This window comes from Mycoplasmopsis meleagridis, from assembly GCF_900660695.1.
In the GTDB taxonomy this organism is placed as follows: domain Bacteria; phylum Bacillota_I; class Bacilli_A; order Mycoplasmatales; family Metamycoplasmataceae; genus Mycoplasmopsis; species Mycoplasmopsis meleagridis.
Genome location: NZ_LR215042.1, coordinates 267559 through 293696, shown reverse-complemented (window position 1 = coordinate 293696; position 26138 = coordinate 267559). Strand labels below are relative to the sequence as shown.

At 24.1% G+C, this 26138-nt stretch carries 15 protein-coding genes and 1 pseudogene; 7 read left to right on the top strand and 9 right to left on the bottom strand.

Features of this window, described 5'->3' with window-relative positions:
• Positions 1–34 precede the first annotated feature (34 nt).
• Together EXC33_RS01290 and EXC33_RS01285 are read left to right on the top strand one after the other, a co-directional pair.
• Positions 35–2404 carry a UU173 family protein gene (locus EXC33_RS01290; RefSeq protein ID WP_046096755.1) on the top strand — a complete coding sequence of 790 codons (2370 nt, stop codon included), beginning with the start codon at positions 35–37 and terminating at the stop codon, positions 2402–2404.
• 20 nt (positions 2405–2424) lie between these two features.
• Complete coding sequence (locus tag EXC33_RS01285; protein WP_046096754.1) at positions 2425–3264, top strand: MAGa7180 family putative nuclease; 840 nt, start codon at positions 2425–2427, stop codon at positions 3262–3264.
• An 11-nt stretch (positions 3265–3275) separates the two neighbouring features.
• Here EXC33_RS01285 and lepA read toward each other — a convergent pair whose 3' ends face one another.
• Positions 3276–5075, bottom strand: coding sequence for a translation elongation factor 4 (lepA, locus tag EXC33_RS01280; RefSeq protein ID WP_046096753.1), 1800 nt, complete (start codon positions 5073–5075; stop codon positions 3276–3278).
• Positions 5076–5122: 47 nt separating this feature from the next.
• Here lepA and EXC33_RS01275 point away from each other — a divergent pair, with 47 nt between their 5' ends.
• Positions 5123–5854: a phosphotransferase family protein gene (locus EXC33_RS01275; protein WP_046096752.1), complete on the top strand. Its 732-nt coding sequence runs from the start codon at positions 5123–5125 to the stop codon at positions 5852–5854.
• A gap of 18 nt (positions 5855–5872) precedes the next feature.
• Here EXC33_RS01275 and EXC33_RS01270 read toward each other — a convergent pair whose 3' ends face one another.
• Complete coding sequence (locus EXC33_RS01270; protein ID WP_046096751.1) at positions 5873–7912, bottom strand: bifunctional metallophosphatase/5'-nucleotidase; 2040 nt, start codon at positions 7910–7912, stop codon at positions 5873–5875.
• A 185-nt stretch (positions 7913–8097) separates the two neighbouring features.
• Positions 8098–8703: an FMN-dependent NADH-azoreductase gene (locus EXC33_RS01265; protein WP_046096750.1), complete on the bottom strand. Its 606-nt coding sequence runs from the start codon at positions 8701–8703 to the stop codon at positions 8098–8100.
• Between the two features lie 49 nt (positions 8704–8752).
• On the opposite strand from EXC33_RS01265, the gene EXC33_RS01260 reads away from it, so the two are divergent.
• From EXC33_RS01260 to EXC33_RS01250, 3 genes are all read left to right on the top strand, one after another.
• The gene (locus tag EXC33_RS01260) at positions 8753–9436 is read left to right on the top strand and encodes a nuclease-related domain-containing protein (RefSeq protein ID WP_046096749.1); all 684 of its coding nucleotides are present in this window, start codon (positions 8753–8755) and stop codon (positions 9434–9436) included.
• The gene (locus EXC33_RS01255; RefSeq protein WP_046096748.1) at positions 9423–10196 is read left to right on the top strand and encodes a YgjP-like metallopeptidase domain-containing protein; all 774 of its coding nucleotides are present in this window, start codon (positions 9423–9425) and stop codon (positions 10194–10196) included. Before EXC33_RS01260 ends, EXC33_RS01255 begins: the two co-directional genes overlap by 14 nt.
• A gap of 68 nt (positions 10197–10264) precedes the next feature.
• Positions 10265–16567, top strand: a complete 6303-nt coding sequence (locus EXC33_RS01250) for an MGA_1079 family surface serine endopeptidase (protein ID WP_046096747.1) — start codon at positions 10265–10267, stop codon at positions 16565–16567.
• Between the two features lie 25 nt (positions 16568–16592).
• On the opposite strand, the gene EXC33_RS01245 is transcribed toward EXC33_RS01250, so the two are convergent.
• The 3 genes from EXC33_RS01245 to ligA form a co-directional block, all read right to left on the bottom strand.
• Positions 16593–17789 (bottom strand): phosphoglycerate kinase, encoded by a 1197-nt coding sequence (locus EXC33_RS01245; protein WP_046096746.1) that lies wholly within the window; start codon positions 17787–17789, stop codon positions 16593–16595.
• A gap of 67 nt (positions 17790–17856) precedes the next feature.
• Positions 17857–18615, bottom strand: a complete 759-nt coding sequence (tpiA, locus tag EXC33_RS01240) for a triose-phosphate isomerase (protein ID WP_046096745.1) — start codon at positions 18613–18615, stop codon at positions 17857–17859.
• On the bottom strand, positions 18615–20612 hold the full coding sequence (gene ligA, locus EXC33_RS01235; protein ID WP_046096744.1) for an NAD-dependent DNA ligase LigA: 1998 nt from the start codon (positions 20610–20612) through the stop codon (positions 18615–18617). The genes tpiA and ligA overlap by 1 nt, the downstream gene beginning before the upstream one ends.
• Before the next feature lie 336 nt (positions 20613–20948).
• Here ligA and EXC33_RS01230 point away from each other — a divergent pair, with 336 nt between their 5' ends.
• A complete protein-coding gene (locus EXC33_RS01230; RefSeq protein WP_046096743.1) occupies positions 20949–21986 on the top strand; it encodes an MAG5150 family histidine triad lipoprotein in 1038 nt (345 codons plus the stop codon).
• 17 nt (positions 21987–22003) lie between these two features.
• Here the strand turns inward: EXC33_RS01230 and EXC33_RS01225 are convergent, their stop codons facing one another.
• From EXC33_RS01225 to lon, 3 genes and pseudogenes are all read right to left on the bottom strand, one after another.
• A complete protein-coding gene (locus tag EXC33_RS01225; RefSeq protein WP_046096742.1) occupies positions 22004–22888 on the bottom strand; it encodes a YcsE-related riboflavin metabolism phosphatase in 885 nt (294 codons plus the stop codon).
• 7 nt (positions 22889–22895) lie between these two features.
• Positions 22896–23750 (bottom strand): tRNA pseudouridine(55) synthase TruB, encoded by an 855-nt coding sequence (gene truB, locus EXC33_RS01220; protein WP_046096741.1) that lies wholly within the window; start codon positions 23748–23750, stop codon positions 22896–22898.
• Positions 23751–23813: 63 nt separating this feature from the next.
• Positions 23814–25643 (bottom strand): annotated as a pseudogene (lon, locus tag EXC33_RS02845) (endopeptidase La); the annotation flags it as partial.
• Positions 25644–26138 lie beyond the last annotated feature (495 nt).

Sequence of the window (26138 nt, the reverse complement as noted above, 5' to 3'; positions counted from 1 at the left end):
AATTTATATAATTTTTAATATACTATTAAAAATTATGGAAAAGAAAGACATAGAAATTACTTACAAAGAATATTTAAATTCTTTTATTAGTCAGCCCTTTTTTATTTGAGAAAAAAATTATCTTAATAAAGAAACAGGCGAAATCAATTTACCTAATGAAGATATTAACGGTTTTAAATTAAAAAATAATTGTGATGATAATTCTTATTTAAATAGTGAATATGATGAAGACGAAATAATTTATGACGACGATGATAGATTAGATTTTATTACTTGAAATTTAATTATTGAAAAAGCAGAACAAAAAAGTACTGATAAATTAAAAAATATTATCAATAATGAAAATAGAATAAGAAATTGAATTAATAATAATATCGAAATGCAAGTTCATAATTATTTATTGAACGATTTATTTAAAAATTATAAGTATCAAATTCTGCCAAAGAATAAAACAAATGAAGAAAGTATTATAAATTTAAAAAATGCTTTAGCTAATAATGAAGTTGATTTAATAATTAATGTTAATTTAATTCACAAAATACAAGAAAAAAAGAATATTTATTTAAAGGCTTCTTTCTTAGCTTATGATAAAAAAGAAAAAAAATGTATTTTCATAAAATATAAAAATTCAACTAATAATAATGATTATCTATTAGCTAATTGAATTTACCAAATAGCTTGTAAAATAGATCTAGAAGTTAAAGAAATTGGAGTTATTCTCTTTGATTCAAGTAATGAAAATGTTGAAAAAAATAAACTTAAATTTATATATAGTAAAGCCGCAAATAATAGAAAAAATAAAATTCCTAAATATAAAAATGTAAATAATAAAGATAAAAAATATGAATCTTTTTGTAATAGAATAACCTCTTTAATTAATAATGGTTTAATTTATCAAGAATTAACAAAATTAAATATAAATAATAGAAATTTAACTTTTATTGATAGCATTAAACACGATAGACCTTTAGGTAATATAAAAAAGAATCATTCTAACAAAGACGAAGAAGAGATTTTACCAAGTTATTCCTTAATAAGTGAATTTGAAGAAAATGAATCAAGCGTATTTAATAATGCTAATTTTGATCAAATAATTCAAAAAATAATTGATGCTTATTATTTAAATAAACCTCTCTATTCAAATAATTTAATTGATTTAAATTTAGAAAAAGACATAAATGCTTACTATGGTAAAAATAAAATTTTACTTAGTTATTTTCTCAGCTACACACTTGGTAAAAAATATGAATATAGTACAGGTGTTAAGCCCTTAAAAAACGAATTAAATCAAGCATATATTGATGATTTAAAAAAAGTTATAGATAACTTAAGAAAAAAACCTAACTATTTTAGTGAAAATTTTATTGAAGAATTAAGCAAATATTTGATCAAAGATAAAAGATATATTTGATATGACTACGAAGGTGTTTCATCAATTACTCCAATTATTGACTATGTAAATTCATATTATCAAATACCTTTTCAAGTTTCTATAGTTGAAACAGTTAATGGTGAAATAGTACCTAAAAATAATAATATTAGTTTAAATATTGTTAAAGATCCAGCAAATATTTCTTTAATTGATGTAGTTGATAATATTATTAGTGTTTATTCAAATAAAGCTGATTTTTATATCGTTTATAACAAAGGCTACGAAAATACAAGAAATAAAGAAATTGCTATTATTGTGAAAAAAAGTTTTGAAGATAACAAAATCGAATTTATTAAAGAAATGAAAAAAAGAAATCTAAATCAATTTAGTGACTTTGAAAATATTGTCGAACACATTAATAGTCACACTTTAGATTTAAGAGACTTTCTTGCACAAAATGATTTTGAAAGTTTATATGTTTTTCCCATAAAAAATGTTAACTTAGATAATAGATTAGAAGAAGAATTAAGTTTTAATTTAAATTTATTAGAAATTAATAAAACAAACGAATATCAAAAAAAATGCAATTATCTAAAAGAATATAGTATTAAAAGCAAAAGCACATTTTTTAAAAACAGCTATATTTATGAACTAAAAGGTAAAACTAGTATTAAAAAAATAGAAAAATTAATCACTGCTAATAAATTAAACTTAAAATATAAAGAACATTTTAAAGAATATAAAAATTTAGAGATAAAAAATGGTTCAATGGCTATGCAAGTAGCTATTAATAGATATATTCAAGCAATTGGCGATAATGAATGAAAAGAGAAAGAAAAGGAACTAAAAAAGTATTGCCAAAATGATGTTATTGCAATGTTAGTTAGTTTTAGTTTTTTTAAAAATATGGTTGAATTAATTTTTCCTATAATTAATAAATTAGCCTATAAAATAGAATTAAACGAAGAAATATATTTTGACAAAGAATCAAAAAATTTAAATATAAGAGAAAAAAATTATCTACCATTATAAAAACAATAAGGAATTTAAATATGGCTAAATTAACAAAAAGACAATATTACAATGGTATCCATTATGAAGTCGACGAAATTAATCAAGTAGTGAAATTAAAAGAAAATTTCCATAAACAACTTCTAGAAAATGAAAATAATAAATTCAAAAGTTTTAAAAAATTCGGTGGTTCATCAATAGGTGATGTATTTGAAACCGATTCCTTTAAAAGCCAATTTAATGCTTTTTGTTTTATTTCTAGAATTAAAATGCCTCCTTTGCAATATAAATATATTAACGCTGGTATTTATTTAGAGCCAAAAGTAATAGACTATTTACAAAGAAAATATCCAGAAATAAAAATTGAGCACATTATTTCTGAAGAAGTTGATTACGATTATTTTAAAAGTGATCCAATTATAGGCGGAGTTCCAGATGGTTTAATTAAAGAAAAGAAAACCGTTTTAGAATTGAAAGCTGTTGGTGATAAAAATCTTTTAAAATGATCTAATAATAAAATTCCCGAAGATTATTTAAAACAAGCACAATTGTACGCTTATTTACTAGGCTATAAATATTTTGCTATGGTAGGAACATTTTTAAAAAATGAAGATTATGATAATTTAGACAATGTGAATTTTGATTTGCAAACTAAAATCAAAGGCTATAAAGTTGATGAAGCAATTGCGAAAGATGACATTAAAAAAGTCAAAGATTTTTGACTATATTACACAAAAAAAGGTATCTCTCCTAAATATAAACTAGGAAGAGACGATGATCAATTAGCTTATTTAAAATGCCATAATGAAAAAGAGTGAAAAGATCTTTTTGATGAATGAAAAAAAATAGGCAAAATTGATTCTGATATTGAATTTAACTAAAAATAATTTTCTTATTTTTTGCTATCAATATTAGTTTTGAGAATATTTAAAAAAGCCTCTTGAGGAACTTCTACTGTTCCGAGCATTTTCATTCTTTTTTTACCTTCTTTTTGTTTTTTTAATAATTTTTGTCTTCTAGTTACATCCCCGCCATAAAGTTTTGCTGTAACATCCTTGCGGTATGCTTTAATAGTTTCTCTAGCAATAACTTTATTTCCAATAACAGCTTGTACTGGAACTTCAAAATTCTGTCTTGGTATTTCTTTTTTTAGCTTCTCACAAAGATCTCTAGCTCTTGGATAGGCTAAATCCTTTTGTGTAATAATTGAAAAAGCATCAACTTTATCTCCATTTAACAAAATATCAACTTTTACTAAATCGCTTTGTTTATAACCTATTAGATCATATTCAAAAGATGCATAACCTTTTGATAAACTCTTTAATCTATCAAAAAAATCTAAAACAATTTCTGCTAAAGGCATTTCATATATTAATTTGGCTCTGTTATCATCAATGTATTCTAGATTTTTATAAATGCCTCTTTTATTTTGACAAAGCTCCATAACATTACCTATATAAGAAGAGGGTAAAATCAAAGTTGCCAAAATATAAGGTTCTTCAATTAATTTAATAAAAGTTCTATCTGGCAATAATGAAGGATTAGAAATCATTTCTATTTTTTCGTTAGTTAAATGAACTTTGTATTCAACTGAAGGAGAAGTTGCAATAATTCCAATGTGATATTCCCTATTAAGTCTCTCTTGTAAAATTTCCATGTGTAACATACCCAAAAAGCCTACTCTAAAACCAAAACCTAGAGCTTTAGATGTTTCTTGTTCTCATGTTATTGAAGAATCGCTTAAAGCAATTTTTTCAAGAGATTCTTTTAATTCCATATAGTCTCTTGTATCTACTGGATAAAACCCAGTAAAAACTACAGGTTGTTTTTTCTTATAACCTGGTCATGGCTCGCTTGCTGGATTATCGATAGTAGTAATAGTATCACCTACATTAACTTCTCTAGCATCTCTTATAGTAGCAGCTACTCAACCCACTTCACCAGCTTCTAAATATGATTTTTTAGTTTCTTTAGGATTTCTTACCCCTAATTCAGCTACATGATATTCTTTATCATTAGACATAAATTTGAATTTTTCGCCTGTTTTAAGCTTACCTTCGAAAATTCTCACTAACAAAATAACGCCTCGATATTCGTCAAAATATGAATCAAAAATTAAAGCCCTTAGAGGCTTATTATCATCTGCATATCTAGGCATTGGAACATATTTTTCAATTGCTTCTAAAACTGCTTCACAATTTAATCCTGTTTTTGCAGAAATAGCTACAGCATTATCAGTAGGAAGGCCAATAATTTCTTCAATTTCTTTTTTAGTTCTTTCAATGTCAGCCGAAGGAAGATCAATTTTATTAATAATTGGAATAATTTCTAAATTATTTTCTAAAGCCAAATATACATTGGCTAAAGTTTGAGCTTCAATTCCTTGTGTGGCATCAACTAGTAACAGCGCACCTTCAGAAGCTGCTAAGGAGCGTGAAACTTCGTAGGTAAAATCAACGTGTCCAGGAGTATCAATTAAATGAAAAATATAGTCTTTATATTTTATTTGAACTGCATTAAGTTTAATAGTAATTCCTCTTTCTCTTTCTAAGTCCATTTGATCTAAAAATTGATCATCCATATCATGTGCACTAACAGTATTAGTTAATTCCAAAATTCTATCTGCTAAAGTGCTTTTACCATGATCAATATGAGCTATGATTGAAAAATTTCTAATTTTACTTTTATCCATTAATGCGCTCCCTATTTATAATATATTCTAATATTATAAAGGACAGAATGAAACAAAGAATAACAAAAGGATATACCAATAAAAGTTATTACAAAAATAATATTTTTTGGCAAAAGAAAATCATCAATGGCTTTAATCATAAAATCAAATATAAAATTTTAAAAAAATTGCCATTTTTACCTAAATTATTAAGTAATAATAGAATAACTATAAAGTGATCTTACATAGATGGTTTGCAACCTGAATTAAACAAAGAAAATTTAAAAATTTTAGCTAGGGAATTAAATTATTTACATAATTCCTCTTTGTCTTTTCCAAAAGCAAATTATGCGCAAAGAATTAATTTTTATCTTTCTATAATGCAAAAAAGAAATATTAAAATAGCAACCATAGAAAAAATAAATAAATTAATAAAAGAAATATTATCAAATAATTCTTACTCATTTCCTTTACATAATGATTTAAGAATGAGTAATTTTATTAAAAAGGATGAAAAAATTTATATTGTAGATTGAGAATATGCTTCTATGGGAGATAACCATTTTGACTTAGCATATTTAATTGAAGCAAATTTTTTAAATAATGAGCAAGAAAACTATTTTATAGAACAATATGGAAAAATTGACTATAAAAAATTAATTGAAAATAAAATCTTAGTTAATTATTTAATTATTCTTTGAGTAAATGCTCAAAAAAAATTAGTTTTTGCTTATGATTATTTCATTGATAAGATTGAAAAAGAACTTCATATATTAGAAAAATTAAAAAATACTCCTTAAAAGAGTATTTTTTAATTCCTAACTTTCATAATTAATTTTAACAAAGTTAGTGGCTTCATCTGTATTATATTTATCAATTGATCATTTCAATGGATATGAATTATCAATTCCATCATTCGTATTTAAAGCATTTGCATAATTGATAATTGTATCGGCAATTGAATCACCTTCGAATTCTTTTTCAATAGTAGGATTTTTGATAAGATCGATCATTGAATATTGATCACCTCCTACTACTAAATAATCATTAGTTACTAAGTAATAGTTTTTATTATCATCAATATCTTTGTTATTGATTTTTAATGTTCCTTCTTTAATTGAATAAGTTGCTCTTCCATCTGCTCCTTTAGTTGACACAATTTCAAACGAAACATTATGAGATCATTGAGCATAACCACCTGATTTAATTTTTTTAGCGCCATGAGCAAAAACTTCTTTAAGAACAGAACCTTTTATCTTAATAGCTGTAATTCTATTACCGAAAGGACTAATTTTAACAATGTCACCTCTTTTTACAGTGCCTGCAGGTAAATCTGCTCTTAAGCCTCCACCATTGGTTAATCCTACAGTATTGTCGGCTGTAATAGCATTATCCCCCGTTAATCTAGCATTATTTTCTTTATAGAAAGTTCAAACGTTAGCATCTGAAGCAAAAGTTCCTAAATTAGTTTGTGCAACACGACCTAATCAGAAATTTTCGCTTCCTACTTGTTTAGAAACTACGTGGGTAAAATTAATTTTGTTTTGGAAAACAACCTTATCATTTACTGCACTATAACTTTTTTGTAAAGCTTTAATCAAATTGTCAACTTCTTCTTCTCTTTGTCCACTTCTTACTACTTGAATTTGATCTATATCTCTCAATTCTTCATGGAATTTAATAATTTTACCTGTTTCTGTATCAAATCTAATAGTGATATCACCTAAATATGTGGTATAAGCTTGTGTTTGAGAAATATAAGTATCGGTTGTACCATCAATTTTTTCACCAAGAATTTTAGTATGTGAATGTCCATCTAAAATCAAATCAGTATCATCTTGAGTTTCTCTTCCTAAATAAAGAGATTCTCACTTTGGATTATTGACTCCTACTCCCAAATGAGTAGCAGCAATAACAAAATTAACGCCTTGTTTTTTCAAATCTTCATTGACTGCTTTCATAGCTGTAACTGGATCTAGAAAATTAACGTCAACAGAATTTTTAGGATTTGAAGTATAAGCGCTATCAGGAGTAGTAATACCTACAACTGCTATTTTGGTACCATTAATATCAAAAATTTTATATCTGTCAAAAACAAAATTGCCTGCAGTATGTCCATCTTTTGTTTCCTTTCAAACAACATTTGCCGAAAGAAATGGCATACCTTTTGCTTTAGTTAAATCATTTAATTTGCGAATTCAATCTAAACCATAGTCAAATTCATGGTTTCCTATAGTTACTAAATCATATTTGGCATTGACTACTAACTTAGCAATGGTTTCTCCTTTATCACTATCAGATAAAGGTAATCCTTGAACTAAATCTCCAGCAGAGAGAAGAATATCTCTAGGCATACCATCCATATATTGAATAATGCCTTCAATTCCACTATATCTATTATATTTACCATCGTCTAATAAAATACGTCCATGTTCATCATTAGTGTGATAAATTTTAAAAGTTTTATATCTACTATCTTTTTCTACCTTTTTTAAAGTGTCAAAAACTTCTCTATATTGAGCTTTAATATTTGCAAATTCTGTTCTAGTTTTTGCTAATCATTCATTTAATTTATCTTGTGCTGCTTTTTTAGCAGCTGCTTCATTATCATTTGAAGAAGGCATATTATCCACTGCTGCTTTGGTTTGAGCATATTCTTTTGCTTTTTCTTTGATAGTTGTATTGTATGAATCTTCAAATTTATCAAATTTTTCTTGAGCTTGTTGAATATCTGCTTCACTATATTGAACATTAGTTTTTTTGTCATTATTACATGCAGTAGCAATTAGAGCAATAGGGCTAATAGCAGTAATTAAAGCTAAAGCTCCGCTTTTATAAAAAATTTTTTTAATTCTCATATTAATGTATTCTCCAAAAAATTATATTTTTATTATATAACTTTTGACAAGTTAAAAATCTTACTTTCACTTAATAAGCTATTTTATAGTGCTAAATAAAAATTTATTATGCTAAAAATTTTTTTAATTTGTAAAAAAAATAAATCCTATTTTCAAGATTTATTTTTTTATGAAAAATTCAAAAATTAATTTAACTTTTCACTTAAAGAAATAATTTTATCTTTGAATTCCTCAATAATTTCTTCTTGACTCATAGCATTTCTTGGCGCAACTTTTGTTCCGTCAATTACTAAACTATGAATTTCTTTAACACCTAAAAAATTAAAAATTCCTTCTAAATTTGAAACATAATTAGCAAATGGGTATCATCCTTCTGGAGAGCCTTGAGTAAAAATTAAAATTACTTTTAAATTGTTTATCAAACCTATAGCATCCCCTTTTTTTGAATATTTGTATGAAAAAGTTTTATTAGCTACAGAAATAGCATCTATAAAACTTTTAACTAAAATTGAATAAGAAAAATTATTCATTGGTGTATTTAAAACTAACAAATCACTTTTCTTTAATAAATCAATGTAATAATCAGAATCAACATCATTTCAATAAGAACTAATGTTATTAGAATTCAATATATTGTTTGCTAATTTAGTTTTATTTAAATCTATAGTTGTAATATCACAATCATATTTTTTATTTAGTAAATCAACTAGGGTTTGATTAACTTTTCAAGATAGTGAATTTATACTTGAAGAACCATTAACAGCAATAATATTAATTTTTCTATTATTCATATGAACCTCTTTTGTTATTCATAAAATAAAAACATTTATAATAAATTTTATGGATAATGCAAATATTATACAAGAAATAAATAATGGCATCATTGCAGGATCAATATTAATGTTTATTTTGATAGTTTTAGTTCTTACTTTAACAATTGTTTATTACAAAAATAAGACTAAAAAACATAACGCTGGTTTTCAATTTGAAAAAAGTGTAGAGCAAAAAATTAAAGAATATGCTAAAAGAAATAATTTTAAATTTATTGGTCCTAGTTTATTTAGTTACAATGAAAAATATTTTTTCGAAATTGATGGTTTATTAATTACTCCCAAAGTTGTTTTTATAATAGAAAGTAAATATTATGAAGGAAGAATTAAAGGTAATGCTTTAAGCAATGATATTGAATTAATTAATAAAAAATTTAGAAGAAAATTCAAAAATCCTATTCAACAAAATTTTAACCATATACAACATTTTTATAGGATGGTTGGTCAAAAATTCAATATGTTTTCTTTAGTTATTTTTCCTAATAAGAGTGTAGTTGAATTAGAAAATTTAAAAAATTGAAATATTATTGCAAACTTGGATAATATTGAAATTACATTAAACGAAGTTCTAAGCAATAAAAATATTAATGAACTTGAAAATATTGAGAAAGATATTATCAAAACTATCAACAGCTGTATAAAAGAAAATCGCAATAAGAAAGTTCCTAAGTTTAAAAATAATGCTAAAAAATAATTATCAAAATTATCCATCTATAAAAGTAAAAATTGATAATAATGAAATAATTGTTTACTTGATTTTAAAACCTAACATTAAAAAATTAAAACTTTTTAAAAAAGATAATAGTTGGTTTTTAATATGTCATAAATTTTTAACAGAAAAAGACATAAAAAACTATGAAATAGGCTTAAAGATCAAAAAATTATTAATTAATTCGTCATATTATGCATTATCATTTCCTATAAATGTTGTTCAATTCAATTTAGATAACGAATTTTTTTACTTATTTGGTGATGAAAACCAAAAAATAAAAATTTTATGAAATATTATTGAAAAAGAAAAATCTAAAATTGAACTAATTGCTCAAAATAGCATAGTAATTATAAAAATCAATAAAGAAAAATTTAAAAATATAAATGTAAGAAAAGAGCTTATTTATAAAGCTTTAAGTCAAATTTTATTGGCAAAATTGACTATTATGACTCATGAAATAAGCAAGAAATTAAATACGTTTACTCCTGATATTAAAATAAAAAATATGATAAGCAAATGAGGTTATAACAAAATTGAAAAGAATAATAAAAGGAGTATAACTTACAATTTTAAATTATTTACTTTACCAGAAAAAATAGTTGAATATGTTGTTATTCATGAATTAACGCATAATATCCATATGAATCATTCAAAAAATTTTTATATTTATGCGGAAAAATTTTTTCCTAATTTTAGAGAATTGGATAAGAAATTAAAAACTTATCAAGTGTTTTTAAATTAACATTCAAGCTTTTAATTCATGTTAGTTTTAAATTTAAAATAAAATAACAATAAGAGGTTTAAATTAAGATGAAAAAAAAGAAAAAAATATTAATTTCTTCAATAGCTGCATTAACTATTTTAGCTATTCCATCGACAATTTTTGGAATTATTGAAACTAATAAAAAGCAAAAAGCTAAAACTATTGAATATTTAAAAAATAACGAAATTAGTATTAATTATCCTAACAAAGAAAATATTTCAATTGGAGATGCAAATTTTAAAAATATTTTGTTTAAAACAAACGATTCGGATATTTTAATTTCTGATGTAAAAATAATTAGCAGAAATTGAGAAAATGGATCAATCGAAATCCAATATGTTATTTCTAAAGATAAAAATAGCGTTCAAAAAACAAAAATTATTAATGGTTTTAGTAAAGAAAGCAAAAATGATTGAATAAACAAAGAAAAAAATAAATTAAATAACATCAATGTTGTTTTTAATTATCGAAATAAAGAAACATTTTTGCCTTCCAATGCGATATTAGAAAAAATTAATTACGAAATTAAAGAAAAAAATAATGTTCGATTAAAGGATTTAAAAATTCTTCGCGTTAATGACAGCGAAGGAGAACTTTTTATTTCTTATTCTCTTAATTTAAACTTTGAAAACGAAACAATAAAAGTAGAAAAAACACAAGTAATAAGTGGTTTTAAAAGAAATTTAAAAACTGTTTTATCTTCGCAAGATACAAAAGAATTAGAAATAGAAAAAATACAAAATGTAGCAAATTCAATCAAGTTAGATTATCAAAATAAAATAAATATTTTAGCTTCTAAAGCTAAAGATAAAACAAAAATTATTTTTATGATAAGTGACAATGATTTTGAAATTGATAACAAATCAATAATTATTAGTAATTATGATGATAGATACGGCAAATTAAATGTCACTTACAAAGTAAAATCAAAAAAATATGACGATGTTTTTATTGTTGTAAATGAAGAGAATAACAATATAACAAATAATACAATTACAGGTTTTAAAACTGAAAAGCAAAGATTAGATCAAATTAGCAACTTAGAAATAAATTATGAAAATAAGGAAACTTTGCTTCCTTCAGAAGTTGATAAGAATAATTTTAAATTTATTTTTGAAGAAAATACTGATGCTAAAGTTAAAAATCTTGAAATTACAAATACAGATGACGAAAACGGTATTACTACAATTTCTTTTTTTCTCTCTTCCGGAAAAGAAGGTCTTGAAGATATAATTTCTAGTCAAAAGCAAATTAAACTTATTGATGGCTTTGATTCATGAAAGAAAAGAAAAAATATTGAAATAAAAAGATTAAATAATCTTGTTAAAAACAATAGTTCAAATGTAGTTATAAATACAAAAATCAATAAAAGCGAAATTACTCCTCAAGAAGTAAATAAAAATAATTTGGAAGTTGTTCTTGATAATAACTTTCAAGAAGCAACTATTTCAAATCTAGTTATTTCTCAAACTAATAATGAAGAAGGATGAATATTAGTTAAATTTTATTTATCCTCGAAAAAAGAGCATTTTCAAAATGTGGAATCAACTGACTTTTTTGAAATAAAATTATCTGGTTTTAAAAAAATAAATAATTATGATAATGAATTGAAAAAATTAAACGAAACTAAGTGAATTTTAGACTATCCTAATAAAGAAAATCTTGAAGCAGAAGCAGCAATAGAAAAAAATATCATTTTAACAAATGGTAAGGAAAATAACGTTGAAATTGCTTATATTCAAATCACTCAAAAAAATAATTTGGATAGATCAATTACAGTTTCTTATAAAGTTAAAAGCAATGAAAGAGAAAATGTAATTTCTAATATTTTTGAAGCAACAATAAATAATTTCAAAAAAGTTAAAACTAATGAAGAAATAGAAAAAGAAATTAAGCTAAATTTAGATAATTTAAATCCTAATTATAGTTATAAAAATAAAGAAAATGTTCTAGTTGATAACACTAATAAAGAAGATATTATTTTTTCTTTAGATAATCAAAAAATTAATGCAGTAAATATTGAAATAACAGAAAAAAATACAACTAATAACTTAATAAAATTTAAATATCAATTACAAGAAATTGCTCCAAGTGGAAAAATTATTATTTCAAATTGAAAAACGGGACAAATAGAAAAATTTAAAGAAATTAAATTATCTGCTGAAGAAGAAAAATTAAAAAATGATTTAGATTTATATTACAAAGCTGAGTATAGTTCTTTATTAAAAGAAAATCCTAACATTCATATTTTTTCAAAAAGTGTTAATACTAAAAATGCTAAATATTTATTGAATTTAGATACAAAAGAAGCTAAAGCTAAATTAGAAGTTTTAGAAGTTGAAATTGATAAAAATAATTTGGATAATTTTAAAGTTCTCTTTAAAGCATCAAGAGAAGGAATTTCTATTAATTATGTAAAAACTTTTACTGCTATTGATAAAATCAATACTCTTTATGAAAATATTAAATATAGTCAACTTGATGAACTTTATGATATTGATTATCAAAGACTTTATAAAACAGATTTTGATTTGATAAAAAATAATAAAGAATTACAAAATGAGCTTTTTAAACCTAAATTCAAAAATTTAAATGGTTTTTTAGATTATGAAATCGATTTTAACTCCTTTAAAACTAACATAAAAAGAGTAAATAAAAGTGCAACAAATATTTTCGGTATCAAACAGCAAACCAATGTTTTTGAAGCCAAAATACAAGCTAATATTTTAATTTTTTTTAGTGGTAAAAAAGTTAGAACAATAGATAATCTAATTTCTAAAGAAGAAGTAATTATTCCTTCTTTAAATAATTTAGGAATTAAATATAAACCTAGTGAACATTTTAAAAATAGCGGCTATTTTAAAGATAATTTAGACATTCAAGACTATTTAAATAAAGAAGTAGAAAGAGTTGCTAAAAAACAAGGTTATAAGGGTAATTTAGCTAAAATTTGAAATAGTACAGAAAGTGTCATAGTTTCAAGATCAAAAGTATTATATGAAGTAATTAATGATAATTTTGACTTCGAATTTAACGGTTATAAATTGCAACAATACGATATTCTTGAATTTTGAGCAGATTCAAACAAAGGTTATGGTTTTTATATTATTAATAAAAATAAGAATAAAAATTCCGTTGATTTTATTTTAAATTTCCTTAAAGACAAACAAAAATATGAAATTCCTTTTAGTTTTCAAGTAACACATTTAATAAATGATTTTCAAGATGAAAAAATTTATTCAATGGTAACTAATAACCAATTTAGTGAAATTCTTAGTCATTTAAAGGTTAAAAACAAAAATCAAACCCATAACAATATTATTGCTTCAAAAATTTACGATGAATTTAATAATTTATATGAACTTCCTTCTAGTTTAAATTACTCTATAAAATTTTTAAAGCCAGAAATTAATAACCAAGAACTTTATGATGATAATAAAGGCTGAGCTAAAATTCAATTTGAACTTTACAAAAATAATTCCCCTACTGGTATAAAAAGTAAAATCTTTACTTTAAACAATTTTAAACCTCTTTCACGTTATGACTTTGTTCCTGCTAATAGATGATTTAATGAAAGTGATTTTTATAACTCTAATAGTAGTTTAATTCCGGATGAAAATACAAGAAAATTAATGGACGAAATTAATGCTACTGACTTTACCTACAATTATGCTCAAGATTCTAAAAGAGTAGTTGATGTTAGTGCTATTCTTAGTCAAAAAGCATATGATAAATTAAATTATCTATTCAAATTTACTGGTCCAGTTAATTTAACTGATGAAGAAAAGAAAAATGCTGAAATAAATAAAAAATTATTTGAAAAAAATGAAAATAATTTTGAAAAACCTCCTGCACCAATTGAAATTCCAAACGATAAAGGTATTTTATATACAAAAGGAACTGAACAAACTTCCGTAAATGTCAATGATTTAGCAAAAAATTGATATATTTATTTCTTTGATGTTACAGGTGGATTAGATAGAAAAGGTTCTGGTGGCATATTAAAATTTAAATTAGGTTTTATCAATAAGAAAAATCCTAGAATTAGATGATTTAAAAATGCATCTAAAAACGATAATTATTCTAAATTCATTACTTTAAATTTCTTACAAAATGACTATGCTTTAGAAAATATTGGTCTAAATGCAATTAATAATATTAAGAGAAGTGATTTTGATTTTTTTAGAGACTACAATTTTTATAAAAATTATGCTCTTAGTGATAATGAAAAAAGTGAATATTTGTATAACAAAATCACTGCTCAAAAATTTGCTGAAGAAGTTAAAAATATTAATAGTAAGTGACATAAAATTTTTAATTTTATAAATATTCCTTCTTATGGAAATAGTAGAATTAAAGTTCAAAGAAATAATACTAATGATATTGTTGATTTTAATATTAAAGTAGCTGAAACAAAATTCGTTGATGATAGAAATGGTTCTTTATTTCTAAGATTTAAATATTCGCCTTCTGGTTTTACTAATCAAGATAAAGATGTTTATGAAAGCGATACTTGATTTGAAGTAAGCGGTTTTAAGAAAAATACTTCTGCAAGTTCAATAAATAAAAAAACAATGGAAGAAATGCTTAAAGAAGTTAGTGCAAAATATGGCATGAAAAAAATTGTTTTGGAAAATAAAGATATTTATCGTCAAAGACGCATTGAAATGAGAAAACAAGATAATTTTTTTACAAAAAGCAATGATTCTCGTTTAGTTAGTTGAAAATTCAAAAAAGAATATTACAAACCATTGTTAAGTGAAAATATTACTAATGGTAAAATTAATTTTCACTTTTACACTAATTTCATTTTGTTAGATGATTCTAGAGCGAAAAGAATTTTTGAACCTAACCAAGGATTAAATATCACAATTGATTGAGATGAATTAAAAAAATCAAAAAAAATAGAAAAAACTTATTCTAGTGAGAAATTTAGACCTAATAATAGTAGTGAAGAAAAGCAAATTCAATTCAAAACTATTTTTGAATTAAAGGAAGATGGAATTTATTTTAGCTATCAAATTCTTGGTAATAATAACTATAAAATAATTGATGATGAAGGCTATAAAGAACTCTTTTTAGGACAAAATAATTTTAATTTTACTAATAATTTTGATCCTTCTAAAGCTGTCTATTTTCAAGCCTATTTAGGAGCTAAAGTTACTATTAGTTATAAAAATAAAACAGAAATGGAAACATTTTCAAAATCTAAAACTAACATACTTAACTATAATAAAATGTCTTTTACAGCTGAAAATCAACCAATTGTTTTATATAACGAAAAGTATGATAATGAAAAAATTTTTGAATATGATCCAAACCAAAATTTACCTTATAAATTTAATGAGGGTTATAAAGTAGACTATGAATATTTACATTTTTCATATAAAAATGAAAAATTAAAGGAAACATTTAAACGTAGTTTTGCTTTTAATAATGGTACTGGTTTTATGCTCGGAAAACTAAATGACGATCCTAAAAATGGTTTATTTATAGGTATAACTAATAATCACGTTGTAAATAATAACAGTACTAATTCTGATCCCTCAAAAGGTAAATGAATTAACGTTACTTTTACTAGACCTGGTGATAAATATGCTAATGCTGTTGATGAAGGATTTAGTTATTGATCTGGTTTATATACTACAAAAGTCAAAATTTTTCCATTTTGAACTGGTGTCAACCAAGTTAGTGATGATAGAAAAACTACTAAGTCAGTAGATTTAACAATGTTTTTAATTGATGTAAATGATTTAATTAAAAACGCTAAAAATGAAGGCAAATATGAAACAGCCTTTTGATACGAAGAATGGTTTAAATTAAAAAGATTAAATCTTAATAGTAGAGCAGAATATGTAGATAATAAATTACTTGAATACATAAATAGCCAAAATCATCTTAACTGAGAAAATCAAGCAGAATTTTCTAGCGGTAGATTATTTAATGGCTGGCCTTATGGCAAGCAAAGCTCTTATATAGTGAATAGAAATAGTAATGATTCTACAGGCGAAAATTTCTCTAAACCAAGGGAAAATAATAATAATAATTATGTTCCTATTTTTTGAAATGCAGGTAATAGTGGAACAGGCGTTTTCGATGGAGAAAATACATATGTAAGCACTATTAATTCTGGTTCACCACTTAAATTCCTTAAATCTTGATATGGTATTAGTAAGCCATATAATAACAATGATTATTCAAGATTTAATTATTTTGGCTTTATCGAGAATAATCAAAATATATTATCTTTACCTAATAAAGATTCTGCTTCACTTAATTTATTTAAACTAAGTACAGTAAATGAAAATTATGATCTTCCCTATTGAATTAAAAATGAATTAAACAAATAAAAAAATAAGCTTCTTGCTTATTTTTTTATTTGTTATCGTTAAGAATTAAATCAATCGTTTCTAATGAACCAGTTTTTAAAAATTCAAGCGTAGCACCACCGCCAGTAGAAACATGACTAAATAAATTTTCTTTATTTTGTTGTTCAACAAAAGCAGCACTATCTCCTCCTCCAACTACTGTGAAAGCATTTTTCAATTTAGAAATTCCTTCCATTAAACCTAATGTACCTTTTCTAAAGTTTTCAAATTCAATTACTCCTGCTGGTCCATTTCAAACCACAGTTTTTGCTTTTTTCATAGCTTTTTGGAATTTTTTAACAGTTTTAGGACCTATGTCAAGACCCATTTTACCATCTGGAATATTATTTTCATAAATTGTTGGTTTTTGGTCTACAAAATCATCAACTACAGCATAATCAATTGGTAAAAATACTTTTTCTTCACCGTGTTTTTCTAAAAAGTCTCTAGCGAAATCTAAATTATTTTCATCAAATAGCGATGTTCCTATAGTTCTGCCTTTTGCAACTTCAAAAGTATATGCCATACCGCCAACTATAAATAATCTATCAACTTGTTCAACTAAACTATTTAAAATTTCTATTTTATCACTAACTTTGCTTCCCCCTACAATAGCCATATATGGTCTTTCGGGATCATTTGTTAATTTTGATAAAGCTTCAATTTCCTTTTCAACTAAATAGCCAACTGCCGTTTTTTTAGCATACTTAGCAATACCATAATTTGAAGCATGTTTTCTATGTGCTGTACCAAAAGCATCATTTACAAAGAATGTACCTAATGAAGCTCAATATTTTGCTAATTCATCACTATTTTTACTTTCGGCCTTACCATTTAAATCTTCATAACGGGTATTTTGAACTAAAACAATGTCTCCTCATTTCATTTCATTAATAGCTTTTTCTAGTAAAGAGCCTCTTGTTTCATTTACAAAAGTAACTTTTTTGCCTAATAATCTAGAAAGTTCTACTGCTACAGGAAATAAAGATTTACTTTTTAAATCTTTTTCTTCTTTTACTCTGCCTAAGTGAGAAAAAAGAACTAGCTTAGCATTATCGTTAATAATTTTTTTAATTGATTCTAAAGAAGAAACAATTCTTTTGTTAGACATAATTACACCGTTTTCAAGTGGTACATTTAAATCCACTCTCATGATAACTATTTCGCCTCTAAAGTCAATGTCATCAATATATTTATTGTGCATTTCTCTCCTCAATATTTAAATAAGCTTACTTAAATTATTTTTATTATATATAGTTTATGAAAAATTATTAATCTATTTCGCAAGTAGTTATTTCTAAAAATTCTTTAGGATTTAAAGAAGCAGTACCTATTAAAAAGCCATCAATATATTCTTGTGAAGCTAATTTATCCACGTTTTTGATGTTAACGCTCCCTCCATAAAGTACTTTACATTTGTTAGAGGTTATTTTTTTAATAAATTTACAAATTTCATTAGCTTGATCAGGAATTGCGGCGTGAGAACCAACTGCTCAAGTAGGTTCATAGGAAATAATTAATTTTTCATAATCTAAATCTTTAATGGCATTTAAAATTTGTTTTTCAATAATTTGCTTAGTTTTTTCGGTTTTATTTTCTTCTTCACTTTCGCCTACACAAATAATAGGAATCATATTTGCATTAATAACGTTTTTAACTTTTTTATAAACTAATTCGTCATCTTCTTTACAATGTTTTCTTCTTTCACAATGTCCAACAATAACATATTTAACATCTAAGGCATGTAACATCTCAGCACATACTTCTCCAGTATAAGGTCCATAACCATAAGCAGAGACATTTTGTGCTCCTAATTCTAAATTTGGTATTTTAGGAATTAAAGGGGATTTAAATACTCCCAAAGAAACTAATGATGGAGCAATAACTATTTCATTGTTATTGAATATTAATTCTTTATCTGTGTTTTTAACTAATTCTTTGTACAACTTATCAAATTCTTTCATAAATTCAATAGTTTTAGCAGTGTTAATATTACATTTTCAATTAGCCATAAAAAATAATTTTTTCATTATTGCTCCTTGCTAATAAGTAAATTAAATTCTTCTTCATTAATAATTTTTATTTTTAATTCTTTTGCTTTTAAAAGCTTGCTTCCAGCATCTTCACCTGCCAATAAATAGGAAGTTTTTGAACTTAGTGAATTGCTAACTTTACCTCCGTGACTAAGTATTAGATTTTGAAAATAATCTCTATTTTTGCTTAATTTACCAGTAATAGCGAATGATAAATTAAACAAATTATTAGATAAAGACATCTTATTAGTTTCGAAATAATTTAAATATGATTCTAATTTTAGAAGGAAAAGCTTATTCTCATCGTCATTAATATAGTTTTTTAACGATTCAATTGTTTTAGGGCCTATATTAGTTAAATTAGTAATTTTTTCTAATTCTTTATCATTTAACAATTCAGCAAAATTATTATAATTATTGGCTAAAATTTTAGAAGCTCTCTCACCTAAGTGTTTAATTCCTAAAGCAAATAAAATATCGCTAAATTTGCATTTTTTTCTCTCATTAATACTATCAATAATATTTTTGTATTTTAATGATCCAAAATTAGGTAAATTTTGAATTATTTCTTTTTTTTCTTCCAGTGAAAAAATGTCTAAAATGTTTCTAAGAATATTATTTTTAAAAAATTCTCTTATTGTATTTTCACCTAATCCTGCTATATTTAAAGCTTTTCTAGAACAAAAGTGAATTAAAGAATTAATCATTTTCTCTTCGCAAAATTTATTCAAACAATATTGATCAACATTTCCTTCAATTTCTTTTAATTCATAATTACATGAAGGGCAAAAGAGAACTTTGTGATAATTTGTTGCTGATTTTTTATTAACTGTATCTAAAATTTTAGGAATTATTTCGCCTGCTTTAATAATAATTACTTCATCTCCTATATCAATGTTATGAAGCTTTATAAAATTATAATTATGTAAAGTTGCATTTTGAACTATTGTTTGATTCAATTCAACAGGAGTCAAATTAGCTACATAAGTAATTTTGCCAGTTCTTCCTACTGTAGCTTTTATGTCTAAAATAGTTGAAATTGCTTGTTCAACATCATATTTAAAAGCAATTGAATGTTTAGGAAACTTGGCAGTTTTGCCTAATTTTTCTCAATAGGTTAAATTATTTAATTTAATAACTAAACCATCTGTATCGTAAGCTAAATTATTTTTTATTTCAGCAAAATTATTAATCTCTTCTTCCAAATCTTCTATTTCAACAACTTTAAATAAATTATTCACTGGTAGATTTAATTCTTTTATAAATTTGATAGCATCTTTTTGAGTATTAATATTATGTTTATTAGGCTCAACTAATTCATATAAAAAAGCTGATAAATTTCTTTCTAAAACTACTTTATTATCAAGTTGTCTTAGTGTTCCACTAGCTGCATTTCTAGGATTGGCAAAACCTTTTTCGCCTTTTTTATGAAAAGATTCGTTTAAAATTTTAAAATTTTCTTTCGATAAAAAAATTTCTCCTCTTACTTCTAAACTATTTTCATAATTAATTATTTTAGGAATAGAATCAATTACTTTTATATTATCTGTAACATCTTCTCCTTCTTTGCCATCTCCTCTTGTTAGAGCTCTTATTAAATAACCATTTTTATAATGCAAACTAATAGATAAACCATCAATTTTAGGTTCTAAGCTAAAATTAATCTTTTCAATAGGTACAATTTTTTTAATATTTTCAATGAATTTAGTAATTTCATCATAGTTATAAGCTTTACTTAAAGAAAGCATTTCTTTATCATGCAAAACTTTTTGAAATTTATTGTTTAAATAACCTCCAACATTTTGTGTCGGCGAATTAGGATTAATATCTAAAGGATATTTTTTTTCTAATTCTTCTAGTTCTAATAGAGCTTTGTCATATACTAAATCACTTACACTAGGGTTATTATCTAGGAAATATTCTTTATTTCACTGATTAATTTTTTGCACTAAATCTAACATATGTTTTTTAATTTCTATTGATGCTTTTAACATAGTTACTAAATTTTATATTTTAATGCTAGGATGATAAACAAAAAGTGACCTTAGGCCACTTTTATAGTAAAAGAAAGCAAATAATATAATAAAGTTAAAATTTTATAAAAGTTTAGATTTGAAAAAACATTTTATATAAATGCAAAAACATAAAAAAATTACTTATTATTTTTAGATAAACAAATCTAAAAGAAGTATAAAAAACATACAATAAGAGTATGGTGTTTTTTAAAAGTACACAAATATTGTATTCTCGAAAGAATAAAAATTTATAAAATAGAAATAATTAACTTTATTATAAAGCTCATCTTTAATAACGCGATTTTAGAGGTTAATATGAAAAAATTTTTTTTACTCTCTTTACCAATTCTAATCATTCCTTTAGGCGCTTCATGCACAAATAATAGTCAAGTAATTAATGAAGCAAATAAAACGCTTTTAAATTTAATTAAAAACTATCAGAATAGATTGAACGAAGATAGAGATAATTTTTTCTTTTTGGAAGAAAATAATTCCAATCCTAAATACCAAATTGCAGACAACAGTATTAATAAAAATAATTTAAATTTCCTTAAAAATGATTTTCTTTTAATTTTTTTAAGCGATGAAAATGTTTATAAACAAACCATTTTTGGTCAAAAAAATAATATAAATATCTATGATTTATACAAAAAAATACTAAATAATAATTTGATAAATGATTATCAAGATGATTTAAATAAAATGAATTTAAATCTTGGTTCATTATTCGATAATTCACTAAATTCTTTGGATTCATTAGGAAAAGACTTAGTTAATCAGCTATATAACAATTCAATTAATTTTCAAAATTTTCAAGATTTAAATAATCCTTCTGTAAGTTTAGTTTTAAAAAATCTTGACAAAGTAGATAAAGGACAAAAACAACTAAAAGAAAATTGACAAAGATGATTATCAACCGATTATAATGCTTTAAGTAATATTTTTGCTAATAAAAAAAGTTATGTTTGAACTAAAAATTTTCATGATGAAGATGAGATATATTCTGAAGATAATTCTTCAGAGCATAATCATTCTCATTCGTTGGGAAATATGATTTATGAAAACTATTTAATTTTTGAAAAAGTAAAAGAACATTTAAAATCATGGATTCAAAATTGAAATAATTTGAAAAATAAAATAATGTCAACTAATAATAAAAATTCAAATGCTTTAATAGAAGATATTGATAAATTAATTAATAAACTTAATTTATTGAATAATATTGACTCTGATAAATTAGAAAAAATTGCTTTTATTTATCTTAACGAAATTAATTATTTAGTTGATTTAATGAAAAATATTGCTAAAGAAATAGATTTTAGTAATGAAGAAATAGATTTTATTTTTAAATAAAAAGCCGCAATGGCTTTTTATAAAATTCCTAATTCCTTTAGAGCTAAATATGATCCATCTTGTTCAACAGGTTTGGCATTCATTTTTGTTATTTTTTTAATATTAGGATCATGCTCTCCTAATCCTACACTATAGGCCGCATTAATTAACATTTCATAATCGTTAGTGCTATCACCAAAAGCAATTAAATTTTTCTTAGCATCTAAATTTAATTTTTTAGCTAATAATTCAAGGGCATGAAATTTTGTAACGTTTTTAGGGGTAATAAAAACTCCTTTATTTCATTTTGAATTTACTTCGAGAGGTAAATTATTTTTAGCAATTATTTTTTTTACATATTTTTCAAGTCTATTTGTTGCTTCTTGATTATAGGAACCCAAAGTAATAATATGAATATGATTTTTGTCGATTATATCAAAATCCATGGGTTTTAATTTAGCATGATGAGGGCTTAAAAACCATGTATTTTTGTTAATATTAGGTGAATGATAGCACCAATTTAAATCCGTTACTGTCAAACTTTCTAAATCCGGAAATTTATTAATTTTTTCATATTCGCCAGTTAAAGCTTCTTTGCCAAACAAAGCAACGTAGAGGATTTTTAAGTCATTTAATTCAATAGGATTTTCATAAACAAAACTTTTATTTTGTACATCATAAATAAACATTCCGTTCGCTCCTATAAAATAATTAACTTCCGGTAATTGTTCTAAAAAATTACCTATAGTCACAAATTCTCTGGCAGTAGATAAAATTGAATAAATGCCTTTTGACTTTAATTCTCTAAACATCTGTTTAATACCATCGCTAAAAATTGGTTGGCCAAAAGGCATAATTGTTCCATCAATATCAAAAGCAGCCATTTTGATATTTTCTTGTAATTTACTTTTTAAATCTTTCATAAATTCCTTAGTAACTATTTAATTTATTGCCAAATAATTTTTTTGATCGAATTTTATTATTATCTACCTCTATAATTCCTAAAATTTCGTTTTTATTACTAATATCAACTAATAAATATTCATTGTTTTCTAATTTTTGTTCGTTAATTAATTCTAAACCGTTTTTTAATTTACTAATATTTTCTTTAGACAAGTAAATTTTGGATTTAGTAAATAAAAGTCCGTCATTTATTTTAACAAAATCATTATTTTTTAATAAAGAAATATTTAATTTAGAAATTGTTATTCTCTCTAAATTTTCTAAATAGGCAAAAGTATTAAAAAAAATCGCACAATCATTAAATAAAGAACGAATATAAGTTCCATTTGAAACAGTAATTTCTATTTTTAAAAGTTGATTAATAAAATCAAAACTTAAAATTTTAGCATCATAAATTTTGATACTTTGTTTTTTTAAAGAAAAAGTTTTATTTTGTCTTGCTAATTCATAAGCTTTATAACCATTTATTTTTTTAGCACTATAAATAGGAGGAATTTGGTCAACTTGATCTTTTAATCAAGTAATAATTTGAGTTAAATTTTCTTCTTTAATCAATATATTAGAAGTATTAATAATTTTTCCTTCTACATCGTATGTATCTGTTTGATAACCAAATTTAACTTCAGCAATATACGTTTTATCTTTATTTTCTATATACGAAATTAATTTAGTATCTTCATCAGTAGCAACTAGTAAAAGTCCTTTGGCAAAAGGATCTAAGGTGCCAGTATGACCTATTTTTTTAATGTTATTGTTTAAAGCAAAATTTCTAATGGTTTTAAATGAAGAAATATTTTTATTTTTTTTTAATAAATAAAACATAATACCTTTAGTTTATAAAAACACATCTTATATGATGTGTTTATTTTATTATTTAAAATTTATTTACTTGAATAATCTTTCATAAATTTCATCATAATTTTTAACAGGAATAAATTCAATTGCATCTTTTACTTCTTCAGCAATATCAACTAAATTTTTAGCATTATCATGAGGAATAAATACTTTTTTAACTCCCTTTTTATAGGCAGCAAAGGTTTTTTCTTTTAACCCTCCAATTGGCAATACTTTGCCTCTTAAAGTTATTTCTCCTGTCATTGCAACTTTTTTGGAAACTGGCTTGTTAGATAATGCAGAAATTAAAGCTGTTGTAAAAGTAATTCCTGCACTTGGACCATCTTTTGGAACTGCACCTTCAGGAACATGAATGTGAATTTCATTAGTTTCAAAATCAAAATCTTTGATATCAAACTTCTCTGCATTTGCTTTCACATATGTTAAAGCAATATTTGCTGATTCTTTCATAACATCTTTAAGTGAACCAGTTAGTCTAATACCACCATTTTTACTTTTATAGGTTGTAACTTCTATTTGTAATGTGGTTCCTCCATAAGCAGTATAAGCTAAACCATTAACAACTCCTATTTCTGGTTTTTGATCTTCTGCATTATCATCGAATTTTTGCACACCTAAAAAATCTAAAATAACATCTTTAGTAATTTTAAATTCTTCAATTTTTTCTCCAGCAACAATTTTTGTAACTATTTTTCTAGCAATTTTATCTAATTCTCTCTTTAAACCTCTAACTCCAGCTTCAATTGTGTAATGTTTAATTATAAATTCAATCATTTCATCGTTAATTTGAAATAATTTATCGCTAATTCCTGCTTGTTCAAGAACTTCTTTTATCAAATGGTTTTTAGCAATCATTAATTTTTCATTCAAAGTATAACTACTCAATTCAATAATTTCAACACGGTCTAATAAAGGAGCAGGAATATTTTCATAATAATTTGCAGTTGCAAAAAACATAACTTTTGATAAATCATATTCATGCTCTAGATAGTTATCTTGAAACTTGGTATTTTGTTCAGGATCCAAAACTTCAAGCATAGCTGAAGAAACATCACCTCTGTGGCTATTTTGAGCAACTTTATCTATTTCGTCCAATAAAATAAGAGGATTAGAAACGCCTACTTTTTGAATTGCTTTGATAATTTTTCCAGGCATTGCTCCAACATAAGTTCTTCTATGACCTCTTATTTCTGATTCATCATTTACACCACCTAAACTAATTTTTATATAACTTTTATTTAATGCCTCCGCAATTGCCCTGGCCAAAGATGTTTTTCCAGTTCCTGGTGGACCTACTAAAGTTAAAATAGGAACATTATTAAAACTTTTTTGAACTTTGGAATTGCTATTTTCTTTAAATAAATCAAGATCAATTTGGTGATTATCGTCCAAATCTAAAAGTTTTGGTTTATCGCTTACTTTGCTTTTTTCTATATTTTTACGATTAATTATTAATGAAAGATATTCAATGATTCTTTCTTTAACAGATTTAAGACCATAATGATTTTTGTCTAAAATTTCTTTGACTTTTTGAATATCTAAACTTTCAATTTCAGTTTTTCTTCATGGCAATGATTTTAGTGTCTTCAAATAAGTTTGCATTATATTAGCATCGGGAGTACCTTGCATTGTGCCTTTTAATCTATCTTCCTCACTTGTAATTAATTTAATTACAGAAGAAGGATACATTTGCATTTTGATAGGATCTTTTAAATTTTTACTATATTCATCTAAATCATCTTCGCTAGAATTATTATCTCTTAGAGATTCTTTAATAGCTCTCATTTTTTCACGAAGCAAAAATTCTTTTTGTTGTTTATCTAAATTTTCTTTAACTCTATTTTGTATTTCTTGTTCAATATCTCAATCGTTAACTTTATTTTCTATATTAACTTCATTGTTAATTTCATCTTTTTTAAATTCTTTGAGTCTTTTTTCAGCACTTTCTTTTAAAGCACTATATTTGCTTAAAAAAATTATTTCTTCTTTCGATAAGGTAGGGCAATTAGGGAATAAGGCTATTTTATGCATTAAAAAGTCAATTTGATCTAACATATTTTCAAAGGCGAAAAGACGATATCTATCGAAATTATTCAATACAGTATGTAAAGCAAAAGCAACAATAAACATATTTGAATCTACTTCAGGTTCAAACAATAATTCTTCATCAGTTTTATTGGTATTATCCAAAATCTTGCTATTAATTTCATTAATCGAAGAACTAATATACGAAGTGTATGAATCAATCAATTTGCTTCACTCAAAGAAATTTAATCCGTTTTTATTCTCTTTAGTTAATCACTCAACAATTCTTGCATATGATTTATCAGTAATAATACTAGTTAAAGCTTCATC